The organism is Streptomyces sp. NBC_00223, from assembly GCF_036199905.1.
Lineage (GTDB): Bacteria > Actinomycetota > Actinomycetes > Streptomycetales > Streptomycetaceae > Actinacidiphila.
Genome location: NZ_CP108109.1, coordinates 6,685,886 through 6,704,546 on the forward strand (window position 1 = coordinate 6,685,886; position 18,661 = coordinate 6,704,546).

General features: G+C 74.3%; 14 protein-coding genes. 4 read left to right on the forward strand and 10 right to left on the reverse strand.

All coding sequences use genetic code 11. The annotated features are described in order from the left end of the window. The first annotated feature begins 17 nt into the window (after positions 1-17). The 4 genes from OHA30_RS28525 to OHA30_RS28540 all read left to right on the forward strand — a co-directional run bounded on the left by OHA30_RS28525 (position 18) and on the right by OHA30_RS28540 (position 6,563). Positions 18-1,100: an amidohydrolase family protein gene (locus OHA30_RS28525; RefSeq protein WP_328916744.1), complete on the forward strand. Its 1,083-nt coding sequence runs from the start codon at positions 18-20 to the stop codon at positions 1,098-1,100. 131 nt (positions 1,101-1,231) lie between these two features. Next, complete coding sequence (locus OHA30_RS28530; protein ID WP_328916745.1) at positions 1,232-1,789, forward strand: HAD domain-containing protein; 558 nt, start codon at positions 1,232-1,234, stop codon at positions 1,787-1,789. A gap of 251 nt (positions 1,790-2,040) precedes the next feature. Continuing rightward, a complete protein-coding gene (locus OHA30_RS28535) occupies positions 2,041-3,372 on the forward strand; it encodes an SCO1860 family LAETG-anchored protein (RefSeq protein ID WP_328916746.1) in 1,332 nt (443 codons plus the stop codon). Between the two features lie 173 nt (positions 3,373-3,545). Next, the gene (locus OHA30_RS28540) at positions 3,546-6,563 is read left to right on the forward strand and encodes an ABC transporter substrate-binding protein (RefSeq protein ID WP_328916747.1); all 3,018 of its coding nucleotides are present in this window, start codon (positions 3,546-3,548) and stop codon (positions 6,561-6,563) included. Here OHA30_RS28540 and cobC read toward each other — a convergent pair. Genes cobC through OHA30_RS28590 form a run of 10 tightly spaced genes read right to left on the reverse strand, consistent with a single transcriptional unit; the run spans position 6,553 to position 18,517 of the window. Further along, positions 6,553-7,602: an Rv2231c family pyridoxal phosphate-dependent protein CobC gene (gene cobC, locus OHA30_RS28545; RefSeq protein WP_328916748.1), complete on the reverse strand. Its 1,050-nt coding sequence runs from the start codon at positions 7,600-7,602 to the stop codon at positions 6,553-6,555. The genes OHA30_RS28540 and cobC overlap by 11 nt on opposite strands. Continuing rightward, positions 7,586-8,536, reverse strand: a complete 951-nt coding sequence (locus OHA30_RS28550) for a sirohydrochlorin chelatase (RefSeq protein WP_328916749.1) — start codon at positions 8,534-8,536, stop codon at positions 7,586-7,588. Before OHA30_RS28550 ends, cobC begins: the two co-directional genes overlap by 17 nt. Then, positions 8,533-9,240 carry a precorrin-8X methylmutase gene (locus OHA30_RS28555; RefSeq protein WP_328916750.1) on the reverse strand — a complete coding sequence of 236 codons (708 nt, stop codon included), beginning with the start codon at positions 9,238-9,240 and terminating at the stop codon, positions 8,533-8,535. Before OHA30_RS28555 ends, OHA30_RS28550 begins: the two co-directional genes overlap by 4 nt. Next, complete coding sequence (cobJ, locus tag OHA30_RS28560; protein ID WP_328916751.1) at positions 9,237-11,552, reverse strand: precorrin-3B C(17)-methyltransferase; 2,316 nt, start codon at positions 11,550-11,552, stop codon at positions 9,237-9,239. The genes OHA30_RS28555 and cobJ overlap by 4 nt, the downstream gene beginning before the upstream one ends. Further along, entirely contained in the window at positions 11,549-12,808 is a 1,260-nt protein-coding gene (cbiE, locus tag OHA30_RS28565; protein WP_328918032.1) for a precorrin-6y C5,15-methyltransferase (decarboxylating) subunit CbiE, read from the reverse strand. The genes cobJ and cbiE overlap by 4 nt, the downstream gene beginning before the upstream one ends. Before the next feature lie 4 nt (positions 12,809-12,812). Further along, positions 12,813-13,682, reverse strand: coding sequence for a precorrin-4 C(11)-methyltransferase (gene cobM, locus OHA30_RS28570; RefSeq protein ID WP_328916752.1), 870 nt, complete (start codon positions 13,680-13,682; stop codon positions 12,813-12,815). Beyond that, positions 13,679-14,401 carry a precorrin-2 C(20)-methyltransferase gene (gene cobI, locus OHA30_RS28575; RefSeq protein ID WP_328918033.1) on the reverse strand — a complete coding sequence of 241 codons (723 nt, stop codon included), beginning with the start codon at positions 14,399-14,401 and terminating at the stop codon, positions 13,679-13,681. The genes cobM and cobI overlap by 4 nt, the downstream gene beginning before the upstream one ends. A gap of 14 nt (positions 14,402-14,415) precedes the next feature. Then, positions 14,416-15,825, reverse strand: a complete 1,410-nt coding sequence (locus tag OHA30_RS28580) for a cobyrinate a,c-diamide synthase (protein WP_328918034.1) — start codon at positions 15,823-15,825, stop codon at positions 14,416-14,418. A 44-nt stretch (positions 15,826-15,869) separates the two neighbouring features. Further along, entirely contained in the window at positions 15,870-16,466 is a 597-nt protein-coding gene (cobO, locus tag OHA30_RS28585; RefSeq protein WP_328916753.1) for a cob(I)yrinic acid a,c-diamide adenosyltransferase, read from the reverse strand. Next, a complete protein-coding gene (locus OHA30_RS28590; protein WP_328916754.1) occupies positions 16,466-18,517 on the reverse strand; it encodes a putative cobaltochelatase in 2,052 nt (683 codons plus the stop codon). Before OHA30_RS28590 ends, cobO begins: the two co-directional genes overlap by 1 nt. Between the last annotated feature and the right edge of the window lie 144 nt (positions 18,518-18,661).

The following is an 18,661-nucleotide window of genomic DNA, read 5'->3' on the forward strand; positions in this document are numbered from 1 at the left end:
CTGGATAGGGTGCGGGCATGGGTGAGGTGCTGCACGTCAAGGGCCGTGTGCTCGTCGGACCGGACGACGTACGCGACGAGTTGTGGGTGCTCGACGGCAAGGTCACGTACGAGCGGCCCGCCGCCGAGGCGGAGGGGACCGTCAACGGCTGGGTGCTGCCGGGCCTGGTCGACGCCCACTGCCATGTGGGGCTGGACGCCCACGGCGCCGTGCCCGAGGCGACCGCCGAGAAGCAGGCCCTCACCGACCGGAAAGCCGGCACGCTGCTGCTGCGGGACGCCGGTTCGGCCAGCGACACGCGCTGGATCGACGACCGCGCCGATCTTCCGAAGATCATCCGGGCCGGGCGCCACATCGCCCGCACCCGCCGCTACATCCGGAACTACGCGCACGAGATCGAGCCCGGCGACCTGACCGCGTACGTCCGCCGCGAGGCGCGCCGAAGCGACGGCTGGGTGAAACTCGTCGGCGACTGGATCGACCGCGAGGTCGGCGACCTCACCGCCTGCTGGCCGAAGGACGCGCTCGCCGAGGCCATCGCCGCCGCCCACGAGGAGGGCGCCCGGGTCACCGCGCACTGCTTCGCGGAGGACTCCCTCGCCGATCTGGTGAACGCCGGGATCGACTGCGTCGAGCACGCCACCGGCCTCACCGCCGAGACGATCCCGCTCTTCGCCGAGCACGGCGTCGCCATCGTGCCGACCCTCGTCAACATCGCGACCTTCCCCGACCTCGCGGAGGCAGGCGACATCAAGTTCCCGCGCTGGGCGGACCACTTGCGCCGCCTGCACGCCCGCCGGTACTCCACCATTCGCGACGCGTACGACGCCGGGATCGCGATCTACGCCGGTACGGACGCGGGCGGCAGCCTCGCCCACGGCCTGATCGCGGCGGAGGTCGCGGAACTCGTACGGGCCGGACTGCCGGTCAACGCGGCGCTGTCGGCGGCGACTTGGGGCGCGCGCGGCTGGCTCGGACACGAGGGCCTGTCGGAGGGCGCGCCGGCCGACCTCGTCGTGTACGACGCGGACCCCCGCGAGGACATCCGCGTCCTGTCCGCCCCCCGCCACATCATCCTCCGCGGCACCCTCCTGACGTAGCCCGTGGCGAGGCCGCGAACATCGCGGCCGACCGTCACGCCGTTGCGCCCGCCCAACCGACCGCCAACTCGCCTTTGTCTGCGCTCTGTTCGGCCGGGTGCCACGGCCTCGGGAGTCGCTATCGTGCGGGCGTGACCGATGCCGGGCGGCGACCGCTGCTCTTTCTGGACGTCGACGGACCGCTGATCCCGTTCGGGGCGCCGGAGGGATATCCCTCGTACCCGCATCCGTCGGATCGGACCGGTCCCGAAGCGTACGGGGCCGGGGCGAATCCGCTGCTGGCTCGGATCAACCCCGCCCACGGTCCCCAACTGGCCGCGCTGCCATGCGAGTTGATCTGGGCCACGACCTGGGGGAACGACGCGAACGAGTGGATCGCGCCGCGGCTCGGGCTCCCGCCGTCGCCCGTGATGGTCTGGCCGGAGCCGTCCGAAGCGGACGCTCGGGACGAGCGGAACGGGCTGCACTGGAAGACTCGCGCCCTCGTCGGCCGGGCGGCCGGGCGGGCGTTCGTCTGGGTCGACGACGAGATCACCGACATCGATCGGGCCTGGGCGTCCGCACATCACCGGGCCCCGGCCCTGCTCCACCGCGTCGACCCCCGCAGGGGCCTCACCGACGCGGACTACACCGCACTCCAGGCGTGGCTGCACGGGGTTTGCGGGACGCCGCCGTCACCCGGCCGCTGAACAACCGGGCCGGGCGCTTCCCTGCGAACCGCCACAAGGGGTGGCCTGGGAGAACCGGGCGTCGAAGGGAAGGGCATAGGTTGCTCCGTGGGGCGTGAACAAAGAGACGAAAACCACCCGTACGGGTGAACTCGCTTCGGGTAGCCGTCAATTCACTCTCAGTGCGTAAATATTGCCGGGTCGAAGTCCCCGGCCGCTGTCCCCCATCAGCGCGTGCCGGGGGCTGCCATACCTCTCGTGGGAGTCCCACCTTGCACCGCACCAGCAATTTCCGCCTGCCCGCACGCCGTTCGGCCGCCGTTCTCGGCGCCGCCGTGGCCCTCACGGCCGCCGGCGCCGTCGCCGTCGCACCGGCCGTCCAGGCGGCGCCCGCCGGCTCGAAGGACGGCGGCGCGGCCACCGCGGCCGTCCTGCGCGCGAATCTGGATGTCTCGCTGCTCAACAAGACCGTCGACGTGCCGCTGAACATCTCGCTCAACGACGTGCAGGCGCCCGCCGACGCCGACGAGACCGCGCTCACCGTGGACGTCGGCCACGGCGTGGAGGCCGGGCGCCAGGTCAGCATCCTGCGGGCCGCGGCCGCCACCGCTAAGGCCACCGCCGACGACGAGCAGGCCCAGGGCTACGCGAATCTCGTCAACGCCCAGATCCACGTGCCGGGTCTGCCGCTGCTCGCCCTCGTCAAGGCCGACGCGGTGACCTCCACGGCCACCTGCCGGGTGGGCGAGCGGCCCACCGCGTCCTCGCACCTCGTGGGCGTCACCGTGCTCGGCCGGCGGATCGACCTCCAGGCGGTCGGTACGACGAACCTCCAGGTCGCCGGTGTCGGCCAGGTCAGCCTGGACCTGACCCGTACGGTCGTCACGTCGAACACCGCCGCCGCGACCGCGCTGCAACTCAAGGTCCACATCAACCCGTTGAGCCTCGGCGTCGCCGACGTCTCCGGCGACATCACCCTCGCGCAAGCCGGTTGCCGCACCCCGCAGCCCTCGGGCTCGACCGGCGGCGCCTCCAACGGCGGTGCCACGACCGGCGGTTCCACCAACGGCGGCAGCACCTCGGGCAGTACGACCACGGGTTCGACCTCCGGTACGACGACAGGTACGACGACCGGCTCCACCTCGGGCACCACGAACGGCGGCGCTTCCAACGGCGGTGCCACGTCCACCGGCTCGACCTCCGGCGCCACGACGAGCGGCACGACGACCGGCACCTCCAACGGCGGTGCCACGAACGGCGGTTCGACCACTGGCACGACGACCGGCGCGACCACCGGCGCCACGACGGGCGCCGGCACCTCCGGCGGCACCTCCTCCGGCGGCCAGACCGGCGGCCACACGGGTGGCTCGACCGGCTCCCAGACGGGCTCCCAGACCGGCGGCTCCACCGGCGGAGCCGCCCCCGGCGCCCCCTCCACCCAGACCGTCGCCGACACCGGCGACCTCGCCGAGACCGGCGCGAGCTCCAGCACCCCCTACCTCGCCGCCGGCGCCGCCGTCCTCGTCGCCGCGGGCGCCGGAACCTTCCTGCTGACCAGCCGCCGCCGCAAGCCGGGCGCCCACTCCGCCGACTCCGAGTCGTGATCGACACAAGGCGGTAACAAGCCCCAGGGGCGGCGTCCGGCAACGGCGCCGCCCCCGTAGGCTGTTGGGTGCGTACGGCAGCAACTACGGCTGACACGGGCAGGACGGACGTCTTTCTCAGCTCGGCGCTGGGGGATGAGACACACGTGCTGGGGCAAAAGGGCGGGGCTGGCATGGGTGACGGGCTTTTCGCGGGCAGGTACGAACTCGCGGAGTTGCTCGGTTCCGGTGGAATGGCCCGGGTGCACCGGGCCCGTGACACCCGGATGGGCCGGATCGTCGCCATCAAGACGCTGATACCCGAACTGGCCCAGGACCCCGACGCCCGCCGCAGGTTCGCCCGTGAGGCGCACGCCGCAGGCGTCCTCAACCACCCCGGCATCGTCACCGTCCACGACCAGGACGAGGTCCACGACGGCGACACCGTGGTGCCGTATCTCGTCATGGAGTACGTACGCGGCGGAACGCTGGCCCAACTCGTCCGCGAGCAGGCTCCGTTAGAGCCCGAGCGGGCGGTACGCATCATCTGCGACATCCTGGACGCCCTGGCCCACGCGCACGCGCACGGCACGGTCCACCGCGATGTGAAGCCCGCGAACGTGATGGTCACCGACGAAGGCGCCGTCAAGGTCGCCGACTTCGGCATCGCCCGCGTCCTGGACGTCGACACCCGGCTGACCGCCACGGGCTCCTCCATCGGCACCCCCAGCTACATGTCGCCGGAGCAGATCAACGGCGCCGATGTCGACGCCCGCAGCGATGTGTACGCGGTCGGCTGCGTGCTCACCGAACTGCTCACCGGCAAACCGCCGTTCGTGGACGGCAACCCGCTCAATCTGATGTACCGCCAGGTGCACACCGCGCCGCCCGCCCCCTCCAGCCGCAACCCGCGGGTGACCGGCGAACTCGACGCGCTGGTGCTCTCCGCCCTGGCCAAGGACCCCGCCCGGCGGCCCGCCGACGCGGGCGTCTACCGGGCCCAGTTGTGGGCGTGGCTCACCGCCGCCCGCTCGGACACCGTGACCGGCCCGGCGACCGTACCGCTGCGCGACCCGTACGCGCGGCCTCCCGTGCCCCAGCCGTCGACCCCGCCGCCGTCGACCCCACCCTCGACCCCTCCGCGGGCGACCCCGCCGCCCGCGAACGACCCGCGGGCCACCTTCGGCGTCGGCTCCCCGCTCCCGTCCCTACCGGCCCGGTCGCCGCAGCCCCCGCCCGGCCCCTACGTGCCCTTCCCACGGCCGGCCGTCGGCGCGGGCGTCCCGCCGGCCGAGCACCCCGCGTACTCGCGCGCGCCCCAAGTCCCGCAGCCGCCGCCGTACTTCCCCAGCACCCCGCCGCCGCTCAACAGCCGTACGCGCAAGGGCCGCAACCGCCGCGGCTGGATACTCGCGGCCGCCGGGCTGGCCGTCGCGGGCACGGTCACCGGGGTGGTCCTCTCCCAGTTGCCCAGCGGCCACCCCGCCGATCCGACGCCCGGCCCCACCCGCACCGGCACGGCCCCCGTCCGGGACCAGGCCGCGCTCACACTGCACGGCGGCAAGGAGGGCAGCGGCTACGGCGGCGGCGTCGACGCGGTCATCCGCCCGTCGTCGAAGAAGGGCGGCACCCTGCGGCTGGCCTCCTCCTACCTGGACGACAACATGCTCGACCCGGCCGCCACCTACACCCAGGCGGCCTGGAATCTCCAACGGCTCATTCTGCGCAAGCTGGTGGACTACGCGCCCGCGCCCGGCGCCGACGGCCGCAAGCTCGTCCCCGACCTGGCCACCGACACCGGCCAGGTCAGCTCGGACGGTCTGACCTGGACCTTCCACCTCAAGGCGGGGGTCGCCTTCGAGGACGGCTCGGCGATCACCTCCAAGGACATCAAGTACGGCATCGAGCGCACCTTCGACCGCCAACTCTTCACCGGCCCCTCGTACTTCGTGGACCTGCTCGACCAGGGCCAGCACTACCCCGGCCCCTACGAGGACAGTGACCCCGACAAGCTGGGCCTGAGGTCCGTGGCCACGCCCGACGACTCGACCGTCGTCTTCACCCTCGCCAAGCCCTACGCCGACTTCCGCTACGCCCTCGCGCTGTCGGTGGGCGCGCCCGTCCCGCGCCGGGCCGACCTCGGCGACGGCAAGGACTACGAGAAGCACCCGTACGCCAGCGGCCCCTACAAGGTGGGCAGTTACCAGCAAGGCAAGGCGCTGCACCTGGTCCGCAACACCGCGTGGCAGCAGTCCACCGACGCCGTCCACTCGGCGCTGCCCGACACGATCGACGTCAAGACATACAACACCCAGGACGAGGTGGAGGCGGCCCTGCTCGACGGGGGCGCCGACCTCGACCTCGACATGGTGACCCTCAGCGACCAGACCGAGACGAGGATTCTCAACTCCGCGTCGTTGAAGGCCAACACCGACCCCGCGTACAGCGGTTCCACCCGCTTCCTGAGCCTGCGGACCGATGTGAAGCCCTTCGACAACACCAACTGCCGCTGGGCGGTGGAGTACGCGGTCGACCGGGCGACGGTACGGGCGGCGCTCGGCGGCCAGTACGAGGGCGGCGACGTGGCCACCACGCTGCTGCCGCCCACCAGCGACGGCTACGACCCCAAGGCCACCCCCTTCATCCGGCCCGACGGTCAGCCCTACCCCGACGAGGCGAAGAAGTACCTCGGCATGTGCGGCAAGCCCAATGGCTTCACGGTGACACTGGCAGGCGTCAAGGGCGTGGCGCGGCTGGACGACACCCTCCAGGCGATCATCACCTCGCTCAAGGCCATCGGCGTGGACGCCAGGATCGTCACCGAGCAGTCCACCACCTTCTACGACACCCTGCTGTCGCCCGACAAGCTCAAGTCCAAGGGCTGGGGCATCATCCTGACCGCGTGGGCCGCGGACTGGCCCACCGGCGGCGGCTTCATGCGCTCCCTGATCCAGCCCGGCGGCGCCAACAACTACGCCGGGCTGGACGACAGCACCGTCAACGACATGGTCGAGGCCGCCGACCGGCTCACCGACCCGGCCGAGGCCGCCACCGCGTGGAAGAAGATCGACGCCTCCGTGATGGCCGACGCCACGATGGTCCCGCTCGTCTACGACCGGCACCTGCTCTACCGCGGCCCCCGGCTCACCAACGTCTACGAGCACCAGGTGCTCGGCGGCGTCGACCTCACCGCGCTGGGCGTCAAGCCGTAGCGGTCGCCAGCGCGTTGACGAAACCGTCGGTCGTACGGCGGTCGCGCACCGCGATCCGCAGCCAGTCGGGGCCGAGCCCGGGGAAGGTGTCGGCCCGGCGCACCGCGTAGCCCAACTCCCGCAGCCGCGTCCGCACATCGGCCGCGCCCGGCAGCCGCAGCAGGACGAAGGGACCCGCGGGGGTGTCGCCCGCGACCGTCAGACCGGGGAAGTCCAGCAGCCGGTCCACGAGATACGCCCGGTCCGCGGTCACCGTACGGGCCGCCTCCGCCGCCTCCGCCAGCGCCTGCGGCTCCACGCACGCCCGGGCCGCCGCCAGCGCGGGCGTCGAGACCGCCCACAACGGCTGCGCGCGCTCCAGCGCGGCGATCAACTCCGGCTCCCCGAGCACGTATCCGATCCGCAGTCCGGCAAGCCCCCAGGTCTTGGTGAGGCTGCGCAGCACCACGAGGCCGGGCACGCCGCCCTCGGCCAGCGTCTCGCGCTCGCCCGGCACCGCGTCCATGAACGCCTCGTCGACCACCAGCGTCCGCCCGGGACGCGCCAACCGCCGTACGAGGGCGGCCGGATGGAGTACCGAGGTGGGGTTCGTCGGATTGCCGACGACCACCAGGTCCGCGTCGGTCGGCACGGCGTCCGGGTCCAGCCGGAAGCCGTTCGCCGCGGAGAGCACGACGCGTTCCACCGCGTGCCCGGCGGCGCGCAGGGCCGCCTCCGGCTCGGTGAACTGCGGGTGCACCACCACCGCGTGGCGTGGTGCGAGCGCCCGGGCGAGCAGCACGAACGCCTCGGCGGCGCCCGCCGTCAGCAGCACCTCCCGGTCCGGCCTCCCGTGCCGTACGGCCACCGCGTGGCGGGCAGCGCGGCCGTCCGGGTAGGCGGCGAGTCCGGTCAGGGAGGCGGCGATCCGCTCGCGCAGCCACGAAGGGGGCGTGCTGTCACGGACGTTGACGGCCAGGTCGATCAGGCCGTCGCCGACTTCCGCGTCGCCGTGGTGGTGCAGGTCGTAGCCGCCCGTGGCCTCAGCTCGCGTGGGCATGGTGATGGCCGTTGTTGTGGTGAGTGTGGGCGTGGCCGTGCTCTCCGTGCGTGTGGGCGGGGTCGTCGGGGTGGTGGTGCGGCTGCTGGGGCAGGCCCACGCGGTCCTCGAATCCGGGCAGCTTGACCCGGTACAGGCACGAGTCGCAGTTCATCCGCAGATCGCCCTCGATCGTCTCGCGGTAGCGCTCCATGACCAGCTCGGCCAACTCCGGCTCCGGGCCGATCACATCGGCGCACCGCACGTCCAACTCCGCGTGTGCGTCCGCCCATTCCCGCGTCTGGTCCCGTACCCGGTCCGGCAGCACGCCGGTGAACAGGAAGTACGGCAGGACGACGATCCTCCCCCGGCCGCCGGCACGGGGGACCCCGGCGCCCAGCCGCAGGCAGCGGTCCAGGCCGGCCGGCACCGAGGGCTCGGCGAGCGAGACGAACGCGGTCTCCACGCCCGCGTATCCCCGGCCCTCCCACAGCAGTCGGGCGACCTTGAACACCTCGGCGTTCGCGTCCGGGTCGGTCGAACCCCGGCCGACCAGCAGCACGGTGGTGTCCGCGCGGTCCGCGCCCGCCAGCGCCTCGTCCACCCGCCGCTCCAGCACGGTCAGCAGGGCCGGATGCGGGCCCAGCGGGCGGCCGTACGCGTACGACGTGCCCGGGTGGCGGTGCTCCTCGCGGGCCAGCGCCGCCGGGATGTCGCCCTTGGCGTGCCCGGCCGAGACCAGCACCAGCGGCACGGCGGCGAAGTTCCGTATGCCGGTGCCGACCAGTGCGGCCACGGAGTCCGCGAGCGGCGGCGCGGACAGCTCGATGAATCCGCCGCCCACGGGCAACGCGGGGTCCATCGAGGCGAGTTGGGCGACGAACGAGCGGAAGGCCTCGGCTCCCGCGTCGTCACGGGTCCCGTGACCGACGAGCAGCAGGGCGGGGGGATTCACTGGTGGTTCTCCTTCGCGGGGGTGTGCGGTGCCGGTGCGTGCGGTGCCGGTGCGTGCGGTTCCGGTGTGTGCGGCGGCGCGGGGGTGTGCGGCGTCGGCTCGTCGGGCGCGGGGGTGAGCGGCGCCCGAGTGTGTGGCGCCGGTGTGTACAGCAGGGCGTTGAACGCGGCGGCGGCCACCGCGGAGCCGCCCTTCTCCGAGACGTTGCTCACCGCGGGCAGCCCCGACGCCCGCAGGTGCGCCTTGCTCTCCGCGGCCCCCACGAAGCCCACCGGCAGGCCGATGACGAGCGCGGGGGAGGCGTCCAGGGCGATCAGTTCCTCCAGCGCGGTCGGCGCGCAGCCGATCACCCACACCGCGCCCGGGCCGACTTCGGCGTAAGCCAGCCGGACGGCGTGCGCGCTGCGGGTCAGCCCGGGCGCGGCCTTGGCGTCGGCCAGCCGACACAGCGCGCGGCGGCCGGTGATCCCGGCGGCGACCATCTCGACGTCCGCGACGACCGGGGCGCCCGCGTGCAACGCCTCGTGGGCGGCGAGCAGTTCGTCCTCGTCCGCCACGAGGTCTGTGGCGTAGCCCAGATCCGCGCTGGAGTGGATCACCCGTTCCAGTACGGCCCGCCGCAGTGGCGGCAGCGCGCTGGTGTCCAGACGCGAGCGCAGGATGCGGAAGGACTCCTGCTCGATGGGGTGGACCGTGCGGTTCACTGGGCGGCTCCTCGGTCGCTCGTCTGCCAGCGGTAGCCGCGCGGGGTGACCATGCGGCCCGATACGTCGCGGGTGGCGGTGTTGCCGACGGTCACGACGGTCACCATGTCGACGGTCGCCGGGTCGAGCGTGGCCAGCGTCGTCAGCTGGACGTGTTCGTCCGGACGGGAGGCCGCGCGTACGACGCCGACCGGGGTCGACGGCGCCCGGTGCTCGGCCAGGATCGACAGGGCCTTCGGGAGCTGCCAGTCGCGGCCGCGGCTGCGCGGGTTGTAGAACGTCACGACCAGGTCGGATTCGGCCGCCGCCCGCACCCGGCGCTCGATCACGTCCCACGGCGTGTGCAGGTCGGACAGGCTGATCGACACGTGGTCGTGGCCGAGCGGCGCGCCCAGCAGCGCGGCGGCGGCGAGCGCGGCGGTCACGCCGGGTACGCCGATCACGTCGATGTCGTCGGCGGCCTCCGCGAGCGCGGGGGAGGCCATGGCGTACACGCCCGCGTCGCCGCTGCCGATCAGCGCGACGGCGTGCCCGGCGCGGGCCTGCGCGACAGCGGTACGGGCCCGCTCCTCCTCGGCGCCCAGGCCCGATTCCAGCACACGGGTGCCCGGGCGGAGCAGGTCGCGGATCTGGTCGACGTACTGGTCGAGGCCGACGACGACGGAGGCGCGCCGCAGTTCGGTGACGGCGCGCGGGGTGACCAGGTCCCGGGCGCCGGGCCCGAGCCCCACGACGGCGAGCCGGCCGCGCGGCCTTCTGCGGGCGACGGCCACGGTGGCCATCGCGGACTTCCGCTTCTGCACGGCGAGTTCGGCGCCGGGGCCCGCGGCGAGGAGGGCGGCGGCCTCGGCGACGGAGGGGGTGCCGACCGCTGCGAGCGGGGCGGGCGAGGGGTTGGGTACGGCCACCTCCGCGAGGGCGGTGGCCGGGTACGTCAGCAGGGGTACGCCGAGATGGGCGGCGGCCGCCACGATCCCGGCCTCGTCCGCCTTGGCGTCAACGGTCGCCAACGCGGTGAGACTCGCCGGCGCCAGGCCCCCGGCGTCAAGGCCCTCCGCGACGAGCGCGAGCACTTCGTCCCGGCCGACACCGCGACTGGCACCGACCCCGACGACAAGCGACGGCGGCCGCACGAACACGATCCTCCGCGGTTCGCCATCCCCCTCCCCGCCCCCGCCGACAACCCGGTCCGTCACCCACACGACATACCCGTCCGGGACCTCGTCGGGGGTCGCCGTCCCCCCGACGCTCGCCGCGTCCGGCGGGTACGGGACGGCGCTGTCCGGCGGTGCCGTGCCGGCACTGGCCGGTCGGTTGTGCGCGTGCGCGCCTGCGTCTGCGGGGCCGGCGGCAGGCTCGGTTGCGCCCGTACGGGCGGTGGCAGGCCGGGGCCCGTCGGGGGCCGGCGTTCCCCCACTTCCCGCCGCGTCCGGCGGAAGCGAATCGCTGCTGCTCGGCGGTGCCGTGCTGGCGTCGGCCGGTCGGGTGCGCGCGTGCGCGCCCGCCTCTGCGGGGCTGGCGCCAGCCTCGGTTGCGCCCGTACGGGCGGTGGCAGGCCGGGCCTCGTCGGGGTCCGCCGTCCCCCCACTTCCCGCCGCGTCCGGCGGAAGCGGGACGGCGCTGTCCGGCGGTGCCGTGCCGGCATCAGCCGGCTGGGTGTGCGCGTCTGCGGGGCCGGCGTCAGGCCGGGGCTCGTGGGGGGTCGGCGTTCCCCCACTTTCCGCCGCGTCCGGCGGTGCCGTGCCGGTGTCGGACGGATGGGGGTGGGTGTCCGCGGCCGCGGGGCCGGCGGGGGGCGGCGTTGGCCCGGTTGTGGGCGCGCCGCAGGCGGGGAGTGGGGGGAGAGGCCACGTGGCGTCCGCGTGGAGAGCGACGGCGGAGCCGTCGACCATCGCGCGGGTCACCGCCGCCACCGCCCCCTCCACCGGATAGGGGAGCAGGTCGAGCGCCCCCACCCCCACCGAATCCGTCGCGGTCGTGATGACGGCCGCGGCCCCGAGCACCGCCGAGACCTCCTCCGCGAGCGCGTTCGCGCCACCCCCGTGCCCGCCCAGCAGCGCGACCGCGTGCCGATGCGTCTCGTCCACGGTCACGACCCCGGGGTCGACCCCCTTCCCCGCGAGCAGAGGCGCCAGCAACCGCACCGCCGCCCCCGTCGCCAGGAAGACCACCAGCTGGTCGCACTCCGCGAAGGCGGCCGGCAGTGTTTCCCGCACGGGCCCCTCGTAGCGCCGGGTCCGCCCGGGCCACGCGGCGGCCAGCCGCTCCGCGCCCGTACGGCCCGCCGCCGTCGCCGAAATGAGCCCGATCACGAAACCGCTCCTTCTTCCTGTACCACCGACGTCACAGACGTCACCCCGGGGCGGACGCCCCAGAGCACGAACACGGGGTTCGCGGCCGCCAGCCGCGTCACCTCACCGGGCAGCGGCGCCAGCCGCGAGGACTGCAACAGCACCCCGTCGACGGCCAGTCCCGCCGCCCGCAGGGCGCTTCGTACCTCCGCCACCCGGTCCACCGCCGCGAGGGTCACGACGACGCACCGCCGTACCCGCTCCGCGCACCCCGCCACGATCCGCGCGAGATCGCGTCCGCCGCCGCCGACGAACACCGCGTCGGGCGCGGGGAGTTCACCGAGCACGCCGGGCGCGGAACCGTGCACGACCTGGACGTCCACGCCGTGCGCCGCCGCGTTCGCGCGTACCCGCGCGGCCCCCGCCTCGTCCCGCTCGACGGCCACGACCGCCGCGCCGAACCGGGCGCACTCCACGGCCACGGAGCCGGAACCCGCCCCGATGTCCCACACCAACTCACCTGTGCGCGGCCCGAGTCGGGCCAGCACCAGCGCCCGCACCTCGAACTTCGTCACCATCGAGTCGCGGTGCGCGAACTCCTCCTCGGGCAGCGCCCACCCGGCGGGCGCGGCCGGGGGGCCGGCGACCGTACGGGCCGCGCCGGACACCGAAGAGCCGCGCCCGTCGAGGCAGAGCACGACCGAGACCCCGGAGCCCCAGTCCCGGACGGCCGCCTCCTCGGGCGAGACCCGCACCACGGACTCCGCGTCCGTACCGAGCCCGGCGGCCACGACCAGGGTCCGCACGATCCCGGTACGGGCCAGCGCCGCGCCCAACTCCGCGGGTCCGGCGCCCGGTCCGGTCAGTACGGCGGCCTTGCGGTGCGCCCGGCACACGTTCACGGCCGTCCGAAGATCGCGCCCGTGCGCGCTCACCACGACCGCGTCGTCCCAGCTCAGCCCGAGCCGCGCGAAGGCGACCGCGACCGAGGGCGACGACGGCCGTACGTCGAGCGCCGCCGCGCCGAACCGCGCGCCCAGCGCCCGTACGATCCCGAAGAACCCGGGGTCGCCGGACGCCAGCACCAGCACTGGACGGCCGTCGCCTACGTACGCGGCGATCACGTCCAGCGCGGGCGCGAGCGGGCCGAGCACCAACCGCCGTGCCCCGACGGGCAGTTCGACGGGGTCCAGATGCCGGGCCGCGCCCACGACCAGCTCGGCGCCGACCGCGTCGGGCAACGGCCCACCCGTGCCCGTACCGACGACCCGGATCACGTGCTCACCCACCGGAGAGCCCACCGACCGACCCACCGGCCGGCCCGCCCGACTGCCCCCGCGCCTCGCGCAGTTCGCGCCGCGCCGCCGGATCGGCCCGCCGGAATCCGTGGAAGTGCCCAGGGTGGTACAGATGCGACCGTGTTCCGGACGCGGACAGCGCGGGCCCGACCAGGAACAGCGTGTGCTTCCACAACTTGTGTGCCTTGACGGTCTCTTCGAGCGTCCCGATCGTGCAGCGCAGCAGCAGTTCCTCCGGCCAGGTCACCTGGTGCGCGATCACCACGGGCGTGTCCGTGGGGTATCCGCCCTCCAGCAGCTCCGCGCACAACTGCCCCGAGCGCGCCGCCGACAGGAAGATCGCCATCGTCGTGCCGTGCCGGGCGAACTCCCGTACCTCCTCGCCCGGCGGCATCGGCGTCTTGCCGCCGCCCAGCCGGGTCAGGATCACCGACTGCGCGACCTCCGGAATCGTCAACTCCCGTCCCGCCAGGGCCGCGACCGCCGAGAAGGACGAGACGCCCGGCACGATCTCCACCTCGATCCCGAGCGCCGCGCACCGGTCGACCTGCTCCTGCGTACCGCCCCACAGCGCCGGGTCCCCGGAGTGGACACGCGCCACCCGCAGGCCCTCGCGCAGCGCCCGCTCGTAGACCGCGACCACGTCCTCCAGCGACATCGCCGCCGAGTCCAGGATCTCCGCGTCCTCGCGGGCGTGCGTCAGCACCTCGGCCTGTACCAGGCTGGCCGCCCAGATGACGACATCGGCCTCCGCGATGGCCCGCGCCGCTCGGAACGTCAGCAGATCCGCCGCGCCCGGGCCCGCGCCCACGATCGTCACCTTGCCGCCCGTACGGGCGCTCCCGCCGCTCACAGCTTTCCTCCCCTGCCGTCCCGCCGCGCGGGCGCGATCAGCGTCGACAGATACGGCAGCGGCCCGTCCAGCAGCTCTTCGGCCGGCCGGATCGACTCCTCCGGCAGCCCCAGCGCGCTGCCCCACACCGCGCCCTCGGTCCGCCCGGTCTCGCGCAGCGCGGTCGCGACCTCCTCGGCCAGCCGGCCGAACTTGTACGCCACGACCGTGCCCGGCCCCTCCAGCGCCTGCTTGAGCACCGCGGCCCCGGCGGTCACCGGCACGAGCGTCAACGGCTCGGTCCCCTCGGTGAGTACGGCCCCGCTGCGGGCCGCCAGCTCCTGCATCGCGGTGATGCCCGGGACCGTCTCGACGCTGACGCCGTCGACCGACTCGCCGATGGTCTGGGCGAGATAGGTGAAGGTCGAGTAGACGTTGGGATCGCCGATCGTCGCGAACGCCACCGTGCCGTGCGCGCACAGGAGTTCGGCGACCCGCGCCCCCGCCGCGTCCCAGGCGGCCTCCCGACGGGCCCGGTCGCCGCGCTCGTTGAGCGCGAACACGACGCGTACGATCCGCGCCGCGTCCACGTAGTGCAGCACGGTCGCCTCCGCGCGGCCGCGCTCGCCCGTGTCCATCACGGGTACGACCACGACGGCGGCCGCCCGCAGCGCGTTGACGCCCTTCACCGTCACCAGTTCGGGGTCGCCGGGGCCGACACCGACCCCGGTCAGTCGCATGGTCGGGTTCGCGGTCACGCGGCACACCTCTCGACGAAGCGCCTCGCCACGGACGGCTCGGCGGCCCAGTGCACATGCAGGTACGAGGCGTGCAGATTGCCCTGTACGAAGCCCTCGGTACGGCGGTCGGGGCGGACAAAGCCCCACGCGGGGGCCGGGGACGTGCCCGGCTCCACGCGCGTGCGGTGGAATTCGTGGCCGCGCAGCCGGGTGCCGGCCGCGGCCAGGACGTTGTCGCCGAGCGCGACGGCCTCGCGGTAGCCCAGGGTGAGCCGGCCGGTCATCGTGGCCTTCGCGTCCAGTACGCCGCACATCGGGGCGCCGTCCAACTCCCGTACCAGGTACAGCAGTCCGGCGCACTCGGCGGCGATCGGCCCGGTGAAGGCGGCGAGCGCGCCGCGCAGGGGCCCGTTCGCGGACAGTTCGGGCGCGTACACCTCGGGGAAGCCGCCGCCGATCACGACACCGGAAGTGCCCTCGGGGAGCGCTTCGTCGGTCAGCGGGTCGAAGGGTACGGGGTCGGCGCCGGCGGCCGTCAGCAGCTCGACGTGCTCGGCGTACCCGAAGGTGAACGCGGCGCCGCCCGCGACGGCCACGACGGGCCGCGGCGCGAGAGAGCCCGAAGCAGGCCGGGGGAGCGACCCACCGATCTCGGCCGCCGCGTCCCACGCCTCACCCGGCAGCGGCGGCGCGCTGCGCGCCAGCGCCAGCAGCGCGTCGAGGTCGCACGACGCCCGAACCCGCTCGGCCAGCGCCCGCACCCACTCCAGCGCCTCCGCCCGCCGCTCGGCGACCGGCACCAGCCCGAGGTGCCGCGACGGCACCCCCAGCACCTCGGCCCGCCGCAGGGCGCCCAGCACGGGCACCCCCACGTCCTCCAGCGCCTCGCGCAGCAGCGACTCGTGCCGGTCGGAACCGACCCGGTTGAGCACCACGCCGCCGATCCGCACCTCCGGGTCCCACGACCGGAACCCGTGCACCAGCGCGGCCACCGACCGCCCCTGCGCGGACGCGTCCACCACCAGTACCACCGGCGCCCGCAGCACCTTCGCGACCTGCGCCGTCGAACCCAGCTCGCCGTAGCCGGAAGCCCCGTCGTACAGGCCCATCACGCCCTCTACGACGGCGAGTTCACAGCCCGCGGCGCCGTGCAGGAAGAGCGGCGCGATCCGCTCGGGGCCGCACAGGAAGGGGTCGAGATTCCGCCCGGGGCGCCCGGTGGCGAGCGCGTGGTAGCCGGGGTCGATGTAGTCGGGGCCGACCTTGTGCGGGGACACGGCGAGACCCCGCTCGGCGTACGCGGCCATCAGCCCGGTGGCCAGCGTGGTCTTGCCGCTGCCGGAGGAGGGCGCGGCGACGACCAGCCGGGGCACGGCGGAGACGGCGGCGGACGACGACGCGTACGCGGCCGAGGCCGCGCTCATGGCCGTGGTCGCGGACGTGGCCGGGGAGGGGATCGGGGACGAGTTCACCACTCGATACCCCGCTGCCCCTTCTGGCCCGCGTCCATGGGGTGCTTGACCTTGGCCATCTCGGTCACCAGATCGGCCGCGTCGAGCAGCGCGGCGGGCGCGTTCCGCCCGGTGATGACGACGTGCTGGGTGCCCGGACGGTCCCGGAGCACCGCCACCACCTCGTCGGTGTCCACCCAGCCCCAGTGCATCGGGTACGCGAACTCGTCCAGTACGTACAGCCGGTAGGTCTCCGCGGCCAGATCCCGCTTGACCTGCTCCCAGCCCTCGCGGGCCGCGTCCTCGCTCGACGCGATGTCCCGCTGCACCCACGACCAGCCCTCGCCCATCTTGTGCCAGGCCACGGTCCCGCCCTCGCCGGAGTCGCCCAGCACCCGCAGCGCCCGCTCCTCGCCCACCCGCCACTTGGCGGACTTCACGAACTGGAACACCCCGATCGGCCAGCCCTGGTTCCAGGCCCGCAGCGCGAGCCCGAAGGCGGCCGTCGACTTCCCCTTGCCGATGCCGGTGTGCACGATCGTCAGCGGACGGTTGCGCCGCTGACGGGTCGTCAGACCGTCGTCCGGCACGGCACTCGGCTGTCCCTGTGGCATTACGCGGCCCTCCGTACGTTCTTCACCAGCGCGGACACCGTGTCCGCCCGCAACTCGTCGAGCGTCACCGCGATCCCGTCCAACTCCCGGGCCAGCGCGCCCGCGAGGCCGAGCCGTACGGGCCCCGACTCGCAGTCCACGACCACCGAGGCGACCCCGGACGCGCCCAACAGCCGTGCGGCGCGCGCCGCGAGCGCCACCGGCTCCGGGCCGCCGGTCGCCCGGCCGTCGGTCACCACGACCAGCAGCGGACGGCGGGCGGCATCCCGCAGCCGCTCCACCCGCAGCACCTCGTGGGCCTTCAACAGGCCCGCGGCCAGCGGCGTACGGCCGCCCGTCGGCAGCTTCTCCAGCCGTGCCGCGCCCACGTCCACCGACGAGGTGGGCGGCAGGGCGAGTTCGGCGCCCGAGCCGCGGAAGGTGATCAGCCCGACCTTGTCCCGCCGCTGATAGGCGTCGAGCAGCAGCGAGAGCACCGCGCCCTTGACCGCGCTCATCCGCTGCCGGGCCGCCATCGACCCGGAGGCGTCCACCAGGAAGAGCACGAGATTGCCCTCCCGGCCCTCCCTGACCGCCTGCCGCAGATCGTCCCTGCGGACCACCAGACCGGGGCCGGTCCGCCCGCGTGCCTTCTGGTACGGGGCCGCGGCCTGCACAGTCGCCGCCAAGTGCAGCTTGGTCAGGGCGCCTTGGGGCCGCCGGGCGCCGGTTGTACGGCCGTGCGCGGTACGGGCCCGCGAGCGCCGGCCCGCCGCGCCCTCGCCCAGACCGGGGACGGTCAGCGGGCGGATCCTGAACGGTTCCGCCGCGCTCGCGGCCGGCTGCTCGCCGGGGGCGGCGCCCTGGCGCGCGGGTTCGGGGGCGGGTTCGGGGGCGGGTTCGGGGGCGGGTTCTTGCGCGGGGGTGCCGTCTCCGGGCACCTGGTCCGGCAGCGGCCCGTCCTGAGGCTGGTCCAGCGGGCCGCCGTCCTCGGGTCCGCCGTCCTGGGGCGGCTGCCCGCCGCCGTCGGGGCCGTCCGGGTCCGGGTCGTCGTCCTCGCCGCGCGACTGCTCCAGCGTCTCGTCCAGCTTCTCCTCGTCGAGACCGGGCGCGTCGAACGGGTTGCGCCGCCTGCGGTGGGGGAGGGCCAGCAGCGCGGCCTGCCGTACGTCCTCGGCGAGCACGACCGTACGGCCCGCCCACGCGGCCAGCGCGGTCGCGGTACGCGCCATCACGATGTCCGCGCGCATGCCGTCCACCTCGAACGCCGCGCAGGTCGCCGCGATCTGCCGCAGCGCGGCGTCACCGAGCCGTACCTCGGGGAGCAACGCCCTTGCCGCGACGATACGTTCGCGCAGTGCCTGCTCCTCGGGCGCCCAACGCGCGGCGAAACCGGCCGGGTCGGCGTCGTAGGCGAGCCTGCGGCGGACCACCTCGACCCGCTCGTCGGTCTCGCGGGACGCGGCGACCTCGACGGTCAGCCCGAAGCGGTCCAGCAACTGCGGGCGCAGCTCGCCCTCTTCGGGGTTCATCGTGCCGACGAGCAGGAAGCGGGCCGCGTGCCGCACCGAGACGCCCTCGCGCTCGACGTAACTCGCGCCCATCGCGGCCGCGTCCAGTATGGAGTCCACGAGGTGATCATGGAGAAGGTTGGCTTCGTCCACGTAGAGGATGCCGCGGTGGGCTGCCGCGAGCAGGCCCGGCTCGAACGCCTTCACGCCCTCGGACAGGGCGCGCTCGATGTCCAGCGCCCCTACGAGCCGGTCCTCGGAGGCCCCGACGGGCAGCTCGACCATCCTGGCGGGGCGTTCGGTGCCGTGGTCCGAGGGGTCGTGCGGGCCGTCCGGGCAGCCGGGGTCCGGCGCGGCCGGGTCGCAGCTGAAGCGGCAGCCCGGGACGACGGTCACCTCGGGGAGCAGCGCGGTCAGGGCCCGCACGGCCGTGCTCTTGGCGGTGCCCTTCTCGCCCCGGACCAGCACACCACCGATCGCAGGGCTCATGGCATTGAGGAGCAGCGCCAGCCTCAGGTCGGTCTGACCGACTACTGCGGTGAACGGGTAGGGCGTGGTCATGCGCGGATCACTCCTTCGAGTGGCTGGGGCCGACGGCGGACAGGAACCGCACGTATGGTGATCAGGCTGGTGTTCCGCTCCCCGCCCTTATGGGGTTGACCCGTTGCTTCACGAGCACTTGGCCGAACTGCTGCTCTGCTCCCC

Excerpts from the sequence above, each read along its gene's own strand:
- OHA30_RS28525 (WP_328916744.1), top strand. The coding sequence starts at position 18 with ATGGGTGAGGTGCTGCACGTCAAGGGCCGTGTGCTCGTCGGACCGGAC.
- OHA30_RS28540 (WP_328916747.1), top strand. The coding sequence starts at position 3,546 with ATGGGTGACGGGCTTTTCGCGGGCAGGTACGAACTCGCGGAGTTGCTC.
- cobC (WP_328916748.1), bottom strand. The coding sequence starts at position 7,602 with ATGCCCACGCGAGCTGAGGCCACGGGCGGCTACGACCTGCACCACCAC.
- cobI (WP_328918033.1), bottom strand. The coding sequence starts at position 14,401 with ATGCGACTGACCGGGGTCGGTGTCGGCCCCGGCGACCCCGAACTGGTG.
- OHA30_RS28580 (WP_328918034.1), bottom strand. The coding sequence starts at position 15,825 with ATGAGCGCGGCCTCGGCCGCGTACGCGTCGTCGTCCGCCGCCGTCTCC.
- cobO (WP_328916753.1), bottom strand. The coding sequence starts at position 16,466 with ATGCCACAGGGACAGCCGAGTGCCGTGCCGGACGACGGTCTGACGACC.
- OHA30_RS28590 (WP_328916754.1), bottom strand. The coding sequence starts at position 18,517 with ATGACCACGCCCTACCCGTTCACCGCAGTAGTCGGTCAGACCGACCTG.